The sequence below is a fragment of the Saprospiraceae bacterium genome, from assembly GCA_016713025.1.
Classification (GTDB): domain Bacteria; phylum Bacteroidota; class Bacteroidia; order Chitinophagales; family Saprospiraceae; genus OLB9.
Genome location: JADJPZ010000003.1, coordinates 692,017 through 710,522 on the forward strand (window position 1 = coordinate 692,017; position 18,506 = coordinate 710,522).

12 protein-coding genes are annotated in these 18,506 nt (G+C 33.8%); 5 read left to right on the top strand and 7 right to left on the bottom strand.

Annotated elements, in window-relative coordinates:
- Window position 1: 1 nt before the first annotated feature.
- Window positions 2-265, top strand: coding sequence for a hypothetical protein (locus tag IPK35_05780; GenBank protein MBK8052784.1), 264 nt, complete (start codon window positions 2-4; stop codon window positions 263-265).
- Window positions 266-314: 49 nt separating this feature from the next.
- Here the strand turns inward: IPK35_05780 and IPK35_05785 are convergent, their stop codons facing one another.
- A complete protein-coding gene (locus IPK35_05785; protein MBK8052785.1) occupies window positions 315-1,484 on the bottom strand; it encodes a lycopene cyclase in 1,170 nt (389 codons plus the stop codon).
- A 361-nt stretch (window positions 1,485-1,845) separates the two neighbouring features.
- Between IPK35_05785 and IPK35_05790 the strand changes: the two genes are divergently transcribed.
- The 3 genes from IPK35_05790 to IPK35_05800 all read left to right on the top strand — a co-directional run bounded on the left by IPK35_05790 (window position 1,846) and on the right by IPK35_05800 (window position 6,438).
- Window positions 1,846-4,248, top strand: a complete 2,403-nt coding sequence (locus IPK35_05790; protein MBK8052786.1) for a hypothetical protein — start codon at window positions 1,846-1,848, stop codon at window positions 4,246-4,248.
- 96 nt (window positions 4,249-4,344) lie between these two features.
- Window positions 4,345-5,895: a metallophosphoesterase gene (locus IPK35_05795; protein ID MBK8052787.1), complete on the top strand. Its 1,551-nt coding sequence runs from the start codon at window positions 4,345-4,347 to the stop codon at window positions 5,893-5,895.
- A gap of 138 nt (window positions 5,896-6,033) precedes the next feature.
- Window positions 6,034-6,438, top strand: coding sequence for a hypothetical protein (locus IPK35_05800; protein ID MBK8052788.1), 405 nt, complete (start codon window positions 6,034-6,036; stop codon window positions 6,436-6,438).
- A gap of 271 nt (window positions 6,439-6,709) precedes the next feature.
- On the opposite strand, the gene IPK35_05805 is transcribed toward IPK35_05800, so the two are convergent.
- The 5 genes from IPK35_05805 to IPK35_05825 all read right to left on the bottom strand — a co-directional run bounded on the left by IPK35_05805 (window position 6,710) and on the right by IPK35_05825 (window position 15,272).
- Window positions 6,710-7,414 (bottom strand): hypothetical protein, encoded by a 705-nt coding sequence (locus IPK35_05805; protein ID MBK8052789.1) that lies wholly within the window; start codon window positions 7,412-7,414, stop codon window positions 6,710-6,712.
- Entirely contained in the window at window positions 7,411-7,932 is a 522-nt protein-coding gene (locus IPK35_05810; GenBank protein MBK8052790.1) for a winged helix-turn-helix transcriptional regulator, read from the bottom strand. Before IPK35_05810 ends, IPK35_05805 begins: the two co-directional genes overlap by 4 nt.
- A gap of 136 nt (window positions 7,933-8,068) precedes the next feature.
- On the bottom strand, window positions 8,069-11,818 hold the full coding sequence (locus IPK35_05815) for a hypothetical protein (protein MBK8052791.1): 3,750 nt from the start codon (window positions 11,816-11,818) through the stop codon (window positions 8,069-8,071).
- Between the two features lie 3 nt (window positions 11,819-11,821).
- Window positions 11,822-12,727, bottom strand: coding sequence for a tetratricopeptide repeat protein (locus IPK35_05820; protein MBK8052792.1), 906 nt, complete (start codon window positions 12,725-12,727; stop codon window positions 11,822-11,824).
- Between the two features lie 1,369 nt (window positions 12,728-14,096).
- Window positions 14,097-15,272: an ATP-binding protein gene (locus IPK35_05825; protein MBK8052793.1), complete on the bottom strand. Its 1,176-nt coding sequence runs from the start codon at window positions 15,270-15,272 to the stop codon at window positions 14,097-14,099.
- A 302-nt stretch (window positions 15,273-15,574) separates the two neighbouring features.
- Between IPK35_05825 and IPK35_05830 the strand changes: the two genes are divergently transcribed.
- Complete coding sequence (locus IPK35_05830) at window positions 15,575-17,101, top strand: hypothetical protein (protein ID MBK8052794.1); 1,527 nt, start codon at window positions 15,575-15,577, stop codon at window positions 17,099-17,101.
- Window positions 17,102-17,239: 138 nt separating this feature from the next.
- Here the strand turns inward: IPK35_05830 and IPK35_05835 are convergent, their stop codons facing one another.
- Window positions 17,240-18,502 (bottom strand): hypothetical protein, encoded by a 1,263-nt coding sequence (locus IPK35_05835; GenBank protein MBK8052795.1) that lies wholly within the window; start codon window positions 18,500-18,502, stop codon window positions 17,240-17,242.
- Window positions 18,503-18,506 lie beyond the last annotated feature (4 nt).

Sequence of the window (18,506 nt, forward strand, 5' to 3'; positions counted from 1 at the left end):
AATGAATGATTATAAAGAATATTTTCAGAAAGCCAGTTATTTGCAATATCCTTTAATGCTTTCAGCTGTAGGTTATTTTTATAAACCCTTTTTTACAGGGTTTGATTCTATGTGGAATGATTATAACTACGGCCTGATTTTTATGGGTTTGGCTTTTAGTTTTGCCACTTTACAGGATACTACTAAAAAGCAAAAAGAGTTTTCAAAAAAATTTTATAAAAATCCGGTTTGTTCCAGAAGATTTCTGATTTATATTATGCTTTAAGTTATAGTCTTTATTGTTGGGGGTTTATATTTTTTATATTTTATCAATCTTATCTAAGCTTATCTAAAATAATTCCTTTAAGTGATAATAAAGCAGACTTTAAAAATATAGCTTTGGGCTGTGTAGACATGATTAACCTGAGATCATTTTCAAAGGTATTTTCTTCATCAAGAAATTTGAAGACATTCTCGATACTTTGACCTTTAAATATCGAAGTAAACACTTCATGTCCTGCATCATTATGGTCTGCAAGCACCTTAATAAATATAAGATCGTAGTACCAGTACCTGTTTTTGAAAGAAAATTTGGTCAAATCAGTATGGGATTTCAGAAATTCAACCATTATTTGTGATATCTTAGTACTTCGTGCAAAAGTATAGCCTGTACTGGGTTTTGTCCACCCACCGGCACTACCTATGTACATGATGTTGGGAGTATTATGGTTTTCAAATGGATAACACGTCATGGGGATATTGCCGGACTCTTTTTCAATAATGGTGTAGTCATTAATTTTTAACTTCTCCTTGAGATAGACATTAATTTCTCTTTCATACTCATCCGGATGGAGTAGATTTTCTGAAAAAAGTGTATATTCTATCAATGCTTCATGATCTGAAGTAGGTAAAACATACATAAACCGGGTATTTCCTTTTTGGGGCAGATCAAAATCCATAAACCCTGCCACATTAGCATCAAATAGAGGACTTTCTGTCTGAACAAACCATCCTGTAAAATGTTGTTTGAGATATGGGAAATCAGTATTGTCCATGAGCCATGCAGGATTGAAAATACTGGAAAAGACTTTCCCTGCAGAATAGGAAGCCATATCTGTGATGACTTGAACCGATGACTCCATATCCTTAATGGAAAGGATATTTTCGGTACTAATTTTAATATTCTTTTTTTGAGAAAGCCTGGCATGTATATCATTATAGAAGTCCTTACTTCTGATCATTTTGTAGGTATAGTCTTTTAAATCTATAGTTTTAGCCCAATTTTTACTTCCAAAATAGATCTTCTTCCATTGTTTGGTCAAAATATGATCCCAATGACCTTGCCCTCTTTCCCAATAACACCAGGTGCGGTCATTTTGATTTTTTTCATCTCTGTCAATGATCAAAATTGATTTTGAATCAAAATACGGATCACTGCTCATGAAAAAAGCTGTCATCATTCCTGCTGCGCCACTGCCCGCGATGATAAAATCATAATGCCCCATAATTTCAGAAGTATTCAGTGGCAAATAACAAAAAAAAGAAGAAGTAGTTCTGACCAGATGGGACAGCTTGGACTACTCGACGAGTCGCCCTACGGGATACATCATATGGGTTGGTTCTTAGTAAGGAGAGAAGAAATCAAAGCCACCGAGTCTGAAAGCCTACGCATTTCAGGGCAAAGGTTGCTACATCGTATTAGGTAAGGTAGTCGATGATTTTGGCTTTGAGAGTCTGAAAGTGAGCAAGATGGAGAAATTGCTTTTTGTTATGGATGGGAGGTATTGAGGGAGGATGAGAAAAGAAGTGAAGGTAAAAATAAAAAAATTATTATTACTTTTGCAGCTTTTGCAAAACAATATATCCATGAGTAGTAAAACTACAACTGATAAGTATAATGCTTTTGAATTTTCCCCATGGCCAATACATATAGCGTTGTGTACTTATCCAAACCATGAGAATACGTCATCAACTCCTAGTACGAAAGATTTTGTGGACACTAAAAAAGATATGTATGCCAAATATAAAGACAAGACCAAAGGTTCAGCACAAAACCATCTCTACAACCCAAAAATTTATCATATTTTCGGCGCTTTTGACTTAGCTTTTATAACACTGAGAGATAGCTACAAATTTGCTCAGCGGCTTTATGAAGATAGAGACATGGATAGCACAAAAAATAAACCTGTAAGTTATCAAGTCATCGCGGGAATTGCTCCGATAGGTAATAATAAGAAATTATCAGAAATATTCCCTGCAGAACCAAAAGGAAATATTGATGAAAATTTCGTACTTATCTCAAATCTCAAGCTAAACAACGCTTTCTTAATCGGTGCGGGACATGATTTTCTGAAAGTAGTAATAGATAAAATAGAATCAATCCTTAAAAATAAAAAATTTATAGCCTTTTTTTCATACAATTGGTGTGAAATTACACTCATACAATTTGGCGCAACACCAAATGAACTATTTGCTCAACTATTAGAAATAAGAGAGCTTCACTTTTCAGAATTGGCTGATTCGAAAATTTTAAAACCAATACATAAAAAATCACTGTATGGGCTATCTGAAATGACTTATGAAATTTGTAAGGCCAAAAATGTATTTTCTGACACCAATTCATACCTTGGTGCGGAGTATTACAAATTTAAGGAAGGAAAACTTAATGATTATGATTGTATGACCGATGTAGAACTGCACATCAAACCAGGAGCCCTACATGATATTACAAAGAATACAAATTTCGAGACAGCAATTAAAGATACACCTTATTTTATAAATGGTAAGATGGATTTGCTATTTAAAGGCACTACAAGAACCAAGGTAGGCGCAAATCACATCATATATGAAAATCTACGAACGAATATAAAGGGATATGTAAGGAGACTAAAGACAAGTCCAATTTATAATAAAATGCCCACCACGAAGAAGAATCTCAATATCACTAACACAATATTCGCAAACCTGAAAGATCTCGAAATTGACTTAATGGACTTGAATGACAACTTGAGTAAACTTAAAATATCTAGGCAAATAAGAGAGAAGATTATTAAAATGTTTACCAATTATAACAATGGCATCATAGATCCTATCTCGTATGGCTACATGATCGATTTGCGTCCTACTTTATGTTGGTTTAAGAATGATATCGCCCATAATGCGGAATTAGTACAAAGCAATTTTAATAATGGTCGATCAAACTTGATAGTATATAAACTTGAGAATGAGTATAGTGAAATTATAGACATATTTGAGAGCGCTTTTACAGCACGAATATTTAATAATTACAATTTTGAAGAATTTAATGACTTCCAAATTGATTTTAACAATTCCATCACTCAATTGACATGTACTTATGACTCATTGGTGAAGATCATAAACAATACTTTTTTTAAGAACAAACAAATGATTGTTACCCATCAAAATGAGACTACTATTTCAAATTTCATCAATGTAAACTACAATGCATTTGACTTGCTGGAGCCAGCCATTGTATTTAATGCACTAATAAAAGAAGTATTTAATTTGTCAGAAAATAAGATAGAAAATACCGCCTGCAAAGAGTCTCATGATGAAGTAAAAACGCTACTTTATAAAGATTTTCCTTTTCTTGAAGTAATAGATTTTGATGTTAACTACTTCCTTTATGATTTAGTCAAATATGAATATGTCTATAACAAGTCAGCAGAGAGCTATGAATTTTGGTCTTGGGTGCACATGCTACAGCATTCCAAAAACTACGACTCTAATGGGAGTATCACAGAGTTGGCGTTTCTTAAAGAATATTATAGAATTCAGTTAGTACTACAGTATAACAATATACAAACTCAAACGTACCCTAATAAAATTAAAAAGCTCTTTAATTACTATAGTGCAGTTAAAGACCTAAAGACCATACAATTTAGCGAATCTTCAAGGGAAGAAATTGGTAAGTTTGTAAATTTGATGAATAATTATACAAACACAGCCGACACGGTGCATCAATATTGTAAGGTAAGGGAAGAAAAATTGAGCATAAACAAGTTGTCTGATGGCTATAATTATATAATATCAGGGACATCAAGCAACTACCCTGAAAAGTATTACCTTAATTTGATGTGTCATTACCTTGAACATTTAAAGATTAATATTTTCAAAAACGAAATTCAACTTCTACCTCGTTGTGCTAGTTCAGGTAAAATATTGGATAGCTTACTTTCAGAAGAAGCTACCGTATATGTAGACCCTTTTGGTGGATTTTATATTAAAAACATGAAAGTAAAAGAATAGTATCTGAAAATAAAAAATGCAACGATCTACTCATTGTGGGATGCGTCGTTGCATTTTAAACTTGATTTATTTAAAAACAATTAAACCTTTATAATTATGGTTAAGTCTTATAAAATATTATGGCTAAGTGACATTCATTATCAAACAATTTCTGATACTTCCAAGCTTGGTAAAATGTTTAAAAATTTGAATAAGTTCATTACTGAGATAAAAGATATTGATATGTGCATCATTTCTGGAGATATCGTTATGAATGGCGGCGTTTCAAAGTATTACACAGAGTTCTTTCAACAAATAAAATTTATATGTGACACCATTCCTGTCGTGGCTATTCCTGGAAATCATGATTTAAGGTGGAAAAATGCAGAAGGAAATATGCTTGAAAGACCTGAGTTAATTAATGAGATTAAAAACTTAAAAACTTATAGCAAATTTAAAGAAAAAATCGAAGGCCTTGCTGGCACAAGTTATGACTATAATTTATTTGGGTTTTTCGAAAGAGAATTCAATAATACATTAAAAGAAACTCTAAAAAGTAAATATAACAATAGGTTTCTAATTACTGAAATTGGTAATTATTTATCAAACTATTTGGTGTATGATAAGTTATATAATGTAGTCTATGTACTCATTAACTCAGCTTGGATGAGTCTGAGTAATCCTATTGCCAAAGTTCAGAAAGAAGATTATCCTTCATATGAGGAAAATGGAAATCAGTTTTATTTTAGCGAAACAGTTGAAGAAAGGCTAGAAGCGTTCCTTCAGGATAATAAGATTAGTAATGCATTTAAAATATTGGTTGCGCATCATCCACCTTCTTGGATACATTGGACGGAAAGATATAGTGCTGCTGCAAGTGAGCAAAGTCCAATTGAAATGCTTCTAGATCACATTGATTTAGTTCTGGTGGGCCATGAACATACACAACCTATGGCTGGTGATTTTGTATATGGCAAGTCATTAATGATGAGAGGGCTTAGGTTGATGCATCATAGTATTAGAGATGGCGAAACTGACATCTCAAACAATGGCTTCAAATTACTGGAGATTTCCCATGAGCGGATTATACATGAGACTAGTTACAACTACACTGATAGCAAATGGAAGGAGCATGGTAGAAAATTTACTTATGACATTCCAAACATACAGCATGTATTTGGGAAAAAGTCTACATTTCAATCTTTGACCGTAGATGATGTTTTTATGGAAGGGAGTTCATTTGTGAATGTTATAGACAATCCTGCAACCTTTACAAAGATTTGGGATGGTATTTTTTTGAAAGAGGAGAACGGTACCCAAAAAGGGCAGGAAAGAAACCTTCACATTGTTGTATTAAATCGAAAGTCATTTACGCCTGATGGTATTGAGAAATTAACTAAAAAAATGTTAAAAGAGAATACGCCGGAGCTTAAGCATATTGAGATAGAATTGCAAGAATCTTTAAAAGTCTCTGTTTGGCATAATGGCAGTCAACTGATAGAAGAGCTACATCAAAGCTCAAATAATTATCTAGCTAGGATGGAACACGATCTTTATCAAGCACTCAAATCATCAGAGCAAGACTCAGATCCCGATAAACCAGATCCTAATGCTGATGCTGTTTTTAAGAAGTGCTTCTTTAAGAATAAGTTAATGTTCGATGTTTGAAAAATTTAATGGCATAAAATTTGTTTAATAACCTAACTAATAATTATCTTTATGCGTTTTTCAGAATAGTAATAAATTATATATTTTTACAAGATTTAAATAAATGATACACAGCGTTTTACATATAATAAATATTTTATGAGTACTGAACTTACCTTAATAAGCACTACTCCTCTAGATAAAAGTTTTGAAAGTGAGGTCAAGAGACTATTAAAAGATGCGTCTTCTCATGTTAAATCACCAGCTAAAGCACTATCTGTAGAATTTGACAAATATGGTGATGCATTCTATCTTGACAAGCAAGGGTATACTACTCTATCTGACCACACCTTACTACTTGATAAATTTTTGGCAACTAATGCAAATAAGGTTAATGAGATTAAAAGGGTTCAAATAATGAGGTACTATGATTTGTTTATAGCTCACTTGTACAAAAAATCTGGTAAAAAGTATTTTGATTTGTCAAAAGCTTTAGGTTATTCGTCAAATAATGACTCAAAAGTTATTGAAGGTAAGACTTATATGATACACACAAGTAGATAAGTCTAGTATAAGTTTTTTTTCAATTTCGTTTTAATATCTTATATTTAAGTAGTTTAGTTAATCTTTCTTAGTTCTATCGATCATTTGTTCTTTCAAAAATGAAAGGTGCTATATAAGCAAAGTAGTCGATGGTTTTGGCTTTGCGATCTGGAAGTGAGCAAGATGGAGAAGCTGCCGTTTATGAAGGAGGGAGTATTGGTTTTAATTACGAATTACGAATGTGTGAATTGGGAAGGGGAAAGTATCGAATCGTTTTTGATTGATTGTATTTTTACAACACATCTGCAATCAGAATTATTTTATCTATGATGAGTTCAATGTCACGATCTGTGTAAAACGGAGGTCTTAAGTTGGCCGAGATGGCTTCTTCAAGAAAATTTAAGTCCTTGCGAAAACTGTCAAACGCGGATTTGATGAAGTCTTTCAATTCTTTTGACATAAAGGTGCTTTCATCAAACAGATCAATTTCTGAAATTATTTTCATTATGTCCTCAAAATCTCTACTCCATCTCCAATCAAACAATCGATCACCATCCAATCTTGAATGCAGTGCCGCTATCTTGGACGCTATAAAATACGGGGCGGTAAAAATTTGTATTTCCTGATCCCTTACAGATGTTTTTATTCGGTTTCTATATCCTTCATCATACCATGGGTTGGAAAAGCCAAGTATGTCGGCATCATTTGGCATGATATCAACAATAATACCTTGCACCTTCCATCTGCAAATTATATTTGACTCAGCATCTTCAATAAACCCTAATGTTCTCAACCTTTCCTGCAATAATACATATTTCCCTCTATTTGCAATTTCTATTATGACATCAATATCATCTGTCACCCTTAAATCCATAAGGTGTGGCTTTTGACTGTACAAAGAAACAACAGCTCCGCCCACAAAGACTACATCATTATTTAGTTCAGCCAAAGCTTGTGCCACTGTAGCAATTCTCAACAAATTGTGATGGTGACTCATTTTATTATTTCCTTTAGCCGACGATATGCTTCCACTCTTTCTCTCGTATGGCCTATTCTTATAGCATCTATTAATGAACATGCTTCATACATTCGGGCGTCACCAAGCACTATTGCAGGAATAGATGGATATAACGGTTCTATATTTATTCCAGTGTGCGTGGCCCTATCAGTGGCCCATACATATCCTGGTTCATTAGAAAATAACTGATTGAGCGGAAATGCACTTACACCAGTAGGTATTCCTTTGACAATACTACCTATTACTGCAGGGTAAATATATGGCAAACCATAAAATATAAACTCCAGCAACGCTTGTTTCCTTACCTGATATTTCTTTCTATCCAATAGATTTAATTCAATACACCTTTCGATTGCATATGACACCGCAGCACGGCTAATATCCAATTTCTCAGAGATTTCCTTTTGTGATGGTTTTTTGTCTTGCAAACAAAGCCAAACTAATATCAATATATCTTGCCTTTTCATAGCACAAACATACAATAATTCACAATTCATGATTCATGAATTGTGAATTATTTTTTAAATTGCAAATTCATTAGACCTAGTAGTGGATGATTTTGGCATCGCGAGTCTGGAGGTTAGCAAGATGGAGAAGCTGCCGTTTATTAAGGATGGGAGGTATTAGATGGAGTTATCTTTCTAATTTCATTTCAATACTTCTTTGTTTCCAATGATGAGCAGATCGTTCAAAGCTATCAGCTGTTTTCTCAAAACAAGATGCCACAACGCTATATTCAAATCTAATTTCGTCTGCTAAGTCTCGGTATTTTTGAGCTTTTGACAGCTCTGTCTTTCCTCCGTCCATTGCAGTAAAATAGGCTCCTGAAGGACCGTTATATAATCTTCTTTCAATTGAAGAAATCATATATTTTGAATTTATTTCCTGAATTAAGCCCATTACTTCTTTATTAAGGCTGCCATCAGGGTTCAATAATAAACTAGCCAATATTTCTCCGAACTTTGAATCTAAATATCTAAGGCGATTTGCATTTTGAGCTAATTTCCTAGACTCGAGAATAAATAACTTAGTTTGATCATTTACACCTATCAAATTACCATCTTCATCAATTAGCTTGTCCCAATTAGTCCATATTCTATGAGTCTTAGCTGCCAACTCTAAGTTAACTTCAGCTTCCTCAATTTCTGAGTCTTGACTCGAATCTGGGTCTTGTTTGAAAGTAAATTTCAGTAATTCTAGCACAAATAATGGATCAGTGCTTAAAGCATAATTTAAAGTCTTCGGCATTTTATCTGAATAACCATCAAAGAGATCGAAGAACATTAGTTCAAGTTTTAAAAGCGATTGATTATCTTTATCTTCTCTTGATCGGACCTCATCTAATAGCCATTTAATTTTAAATGGATCAACATCTAAATTATCAGATGATATCATTTTGCCATATCCAAATTTTAGTAAATTTTCAATTATTAACTTGGTACTAATTCCTTTTCTATTATTATATATAAAGAAAAATAAGTGATGAATTCTACCAGTTTTTTCAAGTCCATTTATAATAAGTAATGATTGTTTTTCATCTGCTTCAGGATAAATTGGACTGCAATATCTCCAAAAGAAATCTTTGTCTTCATCCGTTTGATCTTCAATAAAGTCAATAACTTCTGTTTTAGTGTGAAGCCCTGATAAAATTGCATAAGAATCTACAAATCCAAGATTCATTAACTTCTTAAAATATTTAAAAGCCCACTCAAGTCCTTCATTGTATACTTTTCTGTAAGTAAAGCCCGAGACAGCTTGGGGATTTAGGTTATCTCCTAAGTTTGATTTAAAGTAGGTTATTATACTATCATCAGTATGTAATAGGTTAGCAATGGTATTTCCAACATAATATTGTAGTTTGTAAAGGTTACTTTTTTTTACAAAGGTATCTAATCCATGTGAATCAATTAATTCTTTAACAATACTAACTCTAATCTTATGTTTTACATCTTCGTCATATATTTCATCTTCTTTTAAGTCATTTTGTTCAAATAAAATATAAGTCCATGGATCATTAAACCATCGCTGTACTTTTATGAATGGATCTTCAGGAGATATATACTCATGCAAATCTTTAAGCATATCAATAATATCTGAATCCAATTGATCTCTTTTATGTCTTTCAGATAACTCACTTGCCAGTAATTTCCCAATAGATTCCCATAGCTCGATCATTTCTTTATTAGCTCTTTCCTTAATCAGTTGGATAATTAAAATTTTTGTTTCTTTGAAAACCCTATAAATTGACCATAACAAAGAAATCAAATCATTTTCAGATATGTTATCAATTTTACTAATAATCTCCAAAGCTCCTTTTTGTGACAAATGCATATCAGCATAAGATTCAGAATGTTTTTCTGAATTATAAGATTCAAAGTATGGTTTTTCATTTGGAAAGACTGTGTCATTATAGTTTAAAATACTTTTACAGATTTCAAATACCTCATTAGAAAAATCAATAACAAAATTTGACAACACCTTTATTCTTACATCAGCATTCACGAATGTTTGTGGAAGCCGAGGAGAATAAATGCCTTTCAGACTATTTATAGGTCTATTAATTGTGCTACCACCAGGGTCAATCGATGCCAGTTTTATTAAACATGAAATACTTTTTTCAAAATATCGAATACTCCAAGCAGTTTTTTCAAGAGCCCATAATAAACTATTATGATAGTGATTATTGAATAACCCAAATGATTTCTCATCCACGAAAACACCTTTAATACTTGTTGAATTATTATTGAGATGATGATCCAGAGAATAAAGGAAAATTTCAGGTGAAGCTTCTACAAGAAGGTCCAATACATCATCAAGCGTTTTCCATAGATCCTTATTATCACTTCGTAAAACTTCAGCAATAATATTGTCAACCCACACTTTCGCTTGTACTTCACTAATTATACTTTCAGATTTTGAAATAAAAATTAAAGTATGACAAAGCCCTTTTTTAATATTTCTTGAACAATTAGCCTTTTTCCCATAATATGGGGCCATAAATCGTTCATTATCAGACATTTTTACAAAAGGATTAACATAAGTTAGTATATTTACAGCAATCTCTTTAAAATTTTCGAAGTAAAAGTTTGGTATTTTATTCTTTAATAAATGGAATACCAACTTTGGACTTGAAACAAAATGTTTGCCACCCGCTTTTTTAATAAGTGTGTCATTAAATCGTGCTACAACTTTAGTGATATCTTCTTTATAATTTCGCTTTGATAATTCTTCTAATGCCCATTGATCAATCTCATAACTTTCATCCCATGAATTTATTAATAGGAATGGGATTATATCATTTAAATTATCAGTAGAAGACCAATCAGGTGGTGTATTTTCATATTCTAAAATATACCTGAGTACATTTACATCTCTCAATGATTGTCCAGCTAATAACCTCACTTTTTCTCTGTTGAATCCACTTAATTCTAAAGCATTGTCAAATTCTCTTTCATCAATTGATTCTATGTCTATACTTATATATCTTTCAGGTTTTGAATTCTTATCTATAGGAATTATCACTGTGTGACCTACTGAAATTAATGCATCTATTACTTCTCTGTTATAATAAGTTGGAATTAATATCAGCCTATCTTTAATACTTAGCAAAGAACTTATATGCTTTTCAGAACTAATTATGACAGTTCTTGATGTGAACTTTTCAGATTCGTCACTATTTATAAGAGTCGCAACAATAAAATAAATCGATTCATTTGAAGAATCACTTGATATAATTGTAGCCCCTTCAAATGAACATCTTTCAAGCAATGCTAAAGTTTCATTTTCTCGACCTCCTAAAACTATATTTGGATGAATTTTTATATCTGTATCATTTGGAAATTTACTCTCCCAAAAGGTATTCAAACCAATTACATCTGATGGAAATTTTAGAAGCAATTCTTTGGCCATCCATTCTCCGACTGAAGGGCTGTATTCAAGCCATTGCTCAAGTAAAGTCGCATTAATTACCCTTACATCAGCCCAGATTCCTTCCTTTCTTTTTTCGTCAGCCCAATTCCTTCCATTCGAAAAGAGTCTTGGGGTTACAAAAATAAAAGTTGTTTCCGATGGTATTATTTCCCCCGGGTTATTAGTCCTTCCATTATAATCATTATCTGCTTTTCCCTTTATTGCATCATTGGTACCAATTTCAAACACTATCCTACCTGACGGTAAAAATTTATTACCTTTAACAAGATTTACATATCCATCATATCCACTATATGCTACTGAATCTCCACCTGTAATATCCAGTTCCAAAATGTCTTCTTTTTCTATTGATGCATATATTAGCTTTCTTAGTAAAACGGGGACATTTTCTTCCGAATGTTTTTTTTGATTAACTGGCCATTGTCTAATGTCATTTGGCGTTATCCATTTCATTTTCTAATTATTTTTACTTGTCCCATAATAAAATACCTGTCTTTCCTTCACGTAATCTATAATATTCTGCACTGTTTCTAGCATAGACTCTGGTATCATTAAATTTATATCCAACTTTGGATCTTGAAGCATTATTGCAGCAAAATACAATGGTTCATGTTCTTCTTTTAATTCTGTATTTCCAATTAAGAGATCCACAACCCAATCATATTGATAGTGGACTAATGATTCTCTTAAATAAAACTTAGGCTTGTCATTAATGTCGTGTAATGTTAGAGAATTTCTAACTTTATGGTATTCAGTTAAATTGCCTAACCACAATTGTAAGATATCATTCAGTAACTTTGGATAATCCATCCCTTTATACTTTAATAATAAATTGATTACTTTCTGTCTATTGCCATCAAAATAATAATTAAACAGAAGCATTTGGAATGCATCATTGTTCCCTTTGTCAATTGCCATAATAAAATACATTTCCGCTTTATTTCTATCATCATTTTCACTTAATAAATTTGCATAATTATATATCGAATTTGGAATATCGTGCTGAATAGCCTTTAAATACAATTTTTCAGCCTCTTCAATCTTGCCTAATTCAGCAAGTAAAATAGCATAGTTATTTAGTGCTTCGTAATCTCCATTGTCTATAGCAACCTTGTAGTATTTTTCCGCTTCATCTTTCCTATTTAAGTCCGACAGTATTGATGCATAAAGATTAAAACCGTTTGTATTTCCATTTTCTATTGCTTTAACTATAAATTTTTCAGCGTCATTTAAATTTCCAATTTCGTAGTAACATTGGCCTAAAAATCTATATATAATTTCTGATGTTTGTTCTATTGTTAGTAAGGTATTTATAGCTTCATTGTATTCATGCTGTTGATACTTTTTGAAGGCTTTTTCCATCAGTTCAACTGCCTTATCAGGCAACATACTAGTATCAGTGCCATAAAAAGATGGAGATTCTTTTACTATGTCCAATATATGATCTCTTTCTTCAGCTGAAATATATTTGCTATGTGCTAAAGCTTTTGCCCTTACTAACGTATTTGTACCAGACACTTTTCCAAACTCTTGGATAGTTTTGTAATAATAATCCTTTATTTCTTCCCCATTATACCAAACTTCCAAAAAATCAGTCAGATACCTTGCTCTTTTTTTCTGAAGTGTACCAGCTTGTGTCATGATGAGATATAGGTTAAACATGCGTTCTTTGAGTCGATAGACGGTCTTTCCTTTTTTTGGTTTTAGAGCTTCTACGATTCTGCCTTTCTGGAGTTTGTTGAGCTGGGCTGAGATGAGGCTGCTTGGCATGAGACAGGTGTGTACGAGCTGCTCCACGTTGGCTGGTTGCCAGATAGATGCAAGTTCGACTACGATTTTGCGTTGTTGTGGTGTGAGTTGTTGGAGACGTTCCTGATAGATGGATGTCGTTTTGTCTATAATGTCTTGGAGATATTCAAAACCTTGTGCGTGCGCATTATCCACCAGCAATCTGATAAACATAATCATCGTGCGTGGATTGCCACCTGTCATTTGGCGGATGGCTTCCACTTTGCCGGGATTAGTGCGAAGTATATCCTTGATTTGTGGTAGAACATTGGCTTCGCTCCAGTGGGTAAGTAAGTCTTGTACTTCTGTTTTGGATAGGTCTTCGAGCCTTACCACCTTAAAAAACTGATAAAACGGATCTCCATAATCCCAAAAATCTTCTGACATCTCCGTACTGCCACCTATGATAATAAGGTCTTTATGGTTTTGCAGCAATTCCCTCAAGAGTGCCTTGTCTTCATCAATATTCTTAAAAACCCGATCAATATTGTCCATCAAAAGGATGATTTGTTTGTTTTCCTTTTTGAGAAAGTCGCTGATGACCGTGTATCCTGTTTTTGAAAGATAAGAAAAATCTTCTTGCGATGTGTCGATTTCAGGGCGATGTATATCATAACCAAGCGCCATCATCTCATCTATGATCGCCAACCAAACATCAAATAACCTGTAAAGTCCTGGCTGCTCTTCAGGCAAATAAATTGGAATAAATCTGTCACTTTCTAAATATTCGACCTTGATTCGATTGAGCATGGATGATTTGCCACTTCCACGCGGCCCTACGAACACCGTATGTTGGATGGAATCGGTTCTATTGGTATGATTAATCTTGGTTAGTATTCTGTTCAGAAGATTTTTCCTAACGATAAATCCCTTTTTGATCTCGTCAGCTGAGAGTTGCGATACCTGATGCGTGGTAATATGATATTTTTCGACCATTATTGTATTATTTTGATAAGCTATAATGATACTTCCACCAATCCCTGAGCAATGGTGAAGCAAAAATCAATTTTCCACCTTCGTTTTTTGTAAGATATCCATCTGCCACTAAGACTTGGTGGATCATCTCTTCAAAATCTTCTACTTTGTGTTGATTGGCGATATTGAGTACTTCTTGCATGACCATTTCATCCCGATGAGCGATGGTGGTTAATACTTGCAATAAAAATTTAGAGTGATCGGAGAAGTAGGTTTTTATCCTATCTACCCAATCAATAAATTTATCATTTTCGGTGATGAGTTTTTGGTACATAAGATCCACATCAGCGACTGTGAGCATATCCCTATTATTGTCTTCGGTCCATTCGTCTCCTTTTTCGATGATAAGTTGAATATAATATGGGATAAGTTGTCTGAGTTTTGTTTGGATATGATTTCTGGTATCCATTGGTACATTCATGGTGGCTCCATCCGTTAGGAAAGAAATAAACTCATCGGTTTCTTCAGGCGTCAATGGGTCTAGTTCAATTACTTTCAGATCATTGAGCAACTTGGAGCGACCTATTTTTCTAACGATGTGAGTGAGCCCAACCGAACCAGAAAATACCAGACCAAAAGATTGCGAGAAATCTGAAGTTTGTCTCAAGCTTCGCAAAGTATGGAGTACATTTAGGGCTACTTCTGTACCTTCATTTTCAAGTATATTATTGATGACATCGGGAAACTCATCCAGAAAAAGGACTATTTTGATTTCAGATTGGCTGATTGCAGAGACTAAATCTAAAAATACTTGTTTGTAATCTATTTCTTTATCATCCAAATCAATACTTCCGTCAAGAACATTAATCCCTTTTATTTTTTTGGATGTGATGGTTGTCCATATTTTTTTGCGCCAGGTTGTGGATTTATTGATGGACTTTTCGATCAGTTTTATGAGTCTTTTGTATAAGTCGGCCGATGTTTTATCAGATTCGATATCTTCATAAATACATGCTAAGTCTTCATAAGTTTCATTGGCCAATTCTTTTAGTATAGAAGTTTTACCAGTTCTCCTTGGTGCTGTGAAGTGGACAAAATTTCCTTTTCGCAGAGCTCTCAATATGAGACTTTCGATTCTTTTTCTTTGGAAATATTTACTTCCTTCGGCAGCAGTACCGATGATTGTTTTGCATGGTATTCTCATTTTATTACAATTTACACTTATACAACAAATTGGTTGGCAAATTAGTTCACAACTAATTCGTTGGTAATATAAATAACAACGAATTTGTTGGTAAATTGAGATTTGGTCTCTATGATATATACTCCAACTTCCCTAGTCTAAAAGTGAGCAAGATGGAGAAGCTACCTTTTGTTAAGGATGGGAGGTATTGAAGCAGTATTTCTAGCATGCACCTATTATTCATATAAAATTGGTCTTGAAACTACTGCCTATTCACCCGAAACTCTTAGATTTGGACATTATTTCAAAACAAGAGGTCATCTATGTTATCAAAACAAGGGGTAGTTCAAACCATTGTGCTCATTGTCATCATGATGAGTGCTCGATTGTGCATTGGGCAATATGCAGCTACCAAGGACGAACGCGTCATGACGATTTCTGAATTTGTGCAACAAATGCAAAGTACCGAAAGCGAAAAAATTTATCTTCTAAATCTAAAAATAGTAGCTGATAGCGAAAAAGATAGCAGATACTTGCTTGGGGCAGGAAACAGCCACCAAAGGCACAACATGGATAGCCTGACGCAATCCTATCCGGTCATTACCGTAGAAAAGGAGATATATGTACAAAATGTGTATTTTACCAAACGGATGATTTTGCCCAAAATCATATTTAAGTCAAAATGTCATTTTGAAGACATCAGAGTTTATGGCGATTTGACATTCAGAACTTGTATATTTGATAAGGAGTTATATTGTGTAAAATTTGAAAGTTATTATTTTGACTTAATAGATTGCGTATTCAACGAAGCTCCGCTTTTTGAGTCTGTAGCAACTGAGCAAACCACTATTTCCAATTGCTCACTTAACGACGGGATACATTGTTATCAAAATGATGAACCACTAAATCTCTATTTTTACGGCAATGACGTGTCTGGCAATTGCTCTTTTCAATCAATAAGGGAAGGTGGGGATATGGTGCTTTCCTCCTCGACATTCAACCCTAAAAATGCAAATTCAAACGAATCCGTGCGTATTGGTGGTGGATTCGGATCACTGGATAGACTTAATATTGTTAATGATACATTCAGCTTGCCACTCAATTTTTCAGGATCAAAAATTTCAAATAATTTTATCATTTCAAATAGTCTGCTTCATGAGACCAATTCATTCAACAATATGAGTATTCCCGAAGGAAGCACTAATATCAGATGGAAATATATCAAATCTTTCAAACTTGGCGTAGAAACTAAATATGGATATTTTAATGGTACTCATGCCATAACTGATACGACAGAAGAAAATTACTTTGACCTGATAAAAGTATATTCGCAATTATTAAGGTCTTATAAAAACAATGGTGATCAGGAGTCATACAATGCATGCTATATTGAAATGAAAGATATACAAACCCAAAAAGCCAGGTATAATTTAAATAAATCGCCTTCAATAAGTAGTTTTTTTGAGTTGGGATTGAATAGGTTTTTGAAACTTTTTTGTGACTATGGTACTAATCCTGTAAAAGCCATTTTGATGTCAACCTTTGTTATTTTCTTGTTTGGAATTTTATATTTCATTTTCCCATCAGAAGGACAAAGGGTTCAATTCAGATTGATCTGGAAAGGTATTTGGTCCAAAAGAAGTCGATCACTTTTAAAAACTCAGTTGGTGCATGGTTCCAAACAATTTTTAAATGCCTTTGCACTAAGCATGAATGCGTTTGTGACTTTAGGTTATGGCGATATGCCTGCTCGGGGTGTGGCCAGATATCTTGCTGTTTTGGAAGGTCTGACAGGTTGGTTTTTACTCTCAATTTTCAGTTCCAGTCTTATAAGCCAGATTTTGCAATAATTTTAAAAGAAGCCATGTTCAGACTTGTTCTCTTTTATCGGTGTAAATTTACGAAAATTAAACATAAGGTCCATTTTTGTAAGGTTTCCTGAAATGGTTTTTACTTCTTGGTATTCGAGTTAAAGCCTCATAATTTTTTCACCTATTTGTACCTGAAAAACTATTCTTTTTCCTGATAAAGTAGAACATAGAAACCACCACCATCAAAAAGTACGCGGCGGATAAAAAGTAGGAAGCGTACATAAAAAAGGTCACATTTGGCGTGTCCGTATGGAAGAAATTTTTATAAAACAGCACAGTCAAACTACCGAAATAGGCATAATAATCTGCCAGGGTAATCATAAATCCTACAGTGGCCGTATACTTAAATGCTGCCAGCATGCGCTCGAAGTAAAGACTATTGCACATCGAATAGGCAACATAAGCTCCAAAACCTACTCCAATCAACCAGAATATCGGATTGATGATTTGCATCTGATATAATAGAGTAGACAAAGCTATAATCACGGCACCCATCAATAACAAACTCTGAATGATTAGAAATGCTTTTGTGTGATTGGTAACCCATCTCATCGAAGCCATCAATAGCAGGACAATGATGGCAATAGGCAATTCTGTTTTGGTAAAGAGAGCAGTTTGCCCACCATAACCCAGCTCATTCAGGATTTCGGGCATAAAGTTATCCCTGAATTCTCTGTATGCTGTCAGCAAAACATACGACACTATAAACAATATAAGACCCAAACCAAATTCCTTGACAAAAGCTTTCCTTTCAGCCTTATACATCGGCCGGCGTTCCACTCTGTCATCTATGTCTTCAGCATTGGGCGGAGGCATCTGATACAATAGCCAGACAGAAATACAAAGGGGTATGTACATCACGACGTCAGCTGCAAAAGGCATCATAAATTCTGAAGTGCCTAGGGCATTCATTACCCATTTGCCGATAGTTTTTGCAAAACCTGACCCTATAATAAATGAAGCTGTCAGTGCTGCTACCAATATGTCTGTATTGACTCGACCTTCTAAAAAACCAAGTATCACACCATAAAACAAACCTAATGGCAGACTGGCGAAAAATATGAAAATCAAATTGTAAGGTGCAGGAGTAAGTCCAAATAAAAGCATGCTCAATCCCGAAAGACCTGTGAATATCAATAGATTACGTGCACGCTTTTCTGGTTTCATTTCAGAAACTATTTTGACTCCTATGCCTTTAGACACTGCAAAACCCAATACCTGTGCGGTGATCATTAGGATCTTGAAGTGTACACCCCAAAAGTATAAATCATCAAAAGTTGCAGCTGTGTAAGCTCGCCTGAATGGATAGAAACAAAGGTAAGTGCAAAAAGCAGCAATCCCCAATGCCAATGTTTGATAACTTTTAGGCCATTTGGCAATTGTA

Bases quoted from the DNA above. Each gene is read 5' to 3' on its own strand.
- IPK35_05780 (MBK8052784.1), top strand. From the start codon at position 2: ATGAATGATTATAAAGAATATTTTCAGAAAGCCAGTTATTTGCAATAT.
- IPK35_05785 (MBK8052785.1), bottom strand. From the start codon at position 1,484: ATGGGGCATTATGATTTTATCATCGCGGGCAGTGGCGCAGCAGGAATG.
- IPK35_05790 (MBK8052786.1), top strand. From the start codon at position 1,846: ATGAGTAGTAAAACTACAACTGATAAGTATAATGCTTTTGAATTTTCC.
- IPK35_05795 (MBK8052787.1), top strand. From the start codon at position 4,345: ATGGTTAAGTCTTATAAAATATTATGGCTAAGTGACATTCATTATCAA.
- IPK35_05800 (MBK8052788.1), top strand. From the start codon at position 6,034: ATGAGTACTGAACTTACCTTAATAAGCACTACTCCTCTAGATAAAAGT.
- IPK35_05805 (MBK8052789.1), bottom strand. From the start codon at position 7,414: ATGAGTCACCATCACAATTTGTTGAGAATTGCTACAGTGGCACAAGCT.
- IPK35_05810 (MBK8052790.1), bottom strand. From the start codon at position 7,932: ATGAATTGTGAATTATTGTATGTTTGTGCTATGAAAAGGCAAGATATA.
- IPK35_05815 (MBK8052791.1), bottom strand. From the start codon at position 11,818: ATGAAATGGATAACGCCAAATGACATTAGACAATGGCCAGTTAATCAA.
- IPK35_05820 (MBK8052792.1), bottom strand. From the start codon at position 12,727: ATGGAAAAAGCCTTCAAAAAGTATCAACAGCATGAATACAATGAAGCT.
- IPK35_05825 (MBK8052793.1), bottom strand. From the start codon at position 15,272: ATGAGAATACCATGCAAAACAATCATCGGTACTGCTGCCGAAGGAAGT.
- IPK35_05830 (MBK8052794.1), top strand. From the start codon at position 15,575: ATGTTATCAAAACAAGGGGTAGTTCAAACCATTGTGCTCATTGTCATC.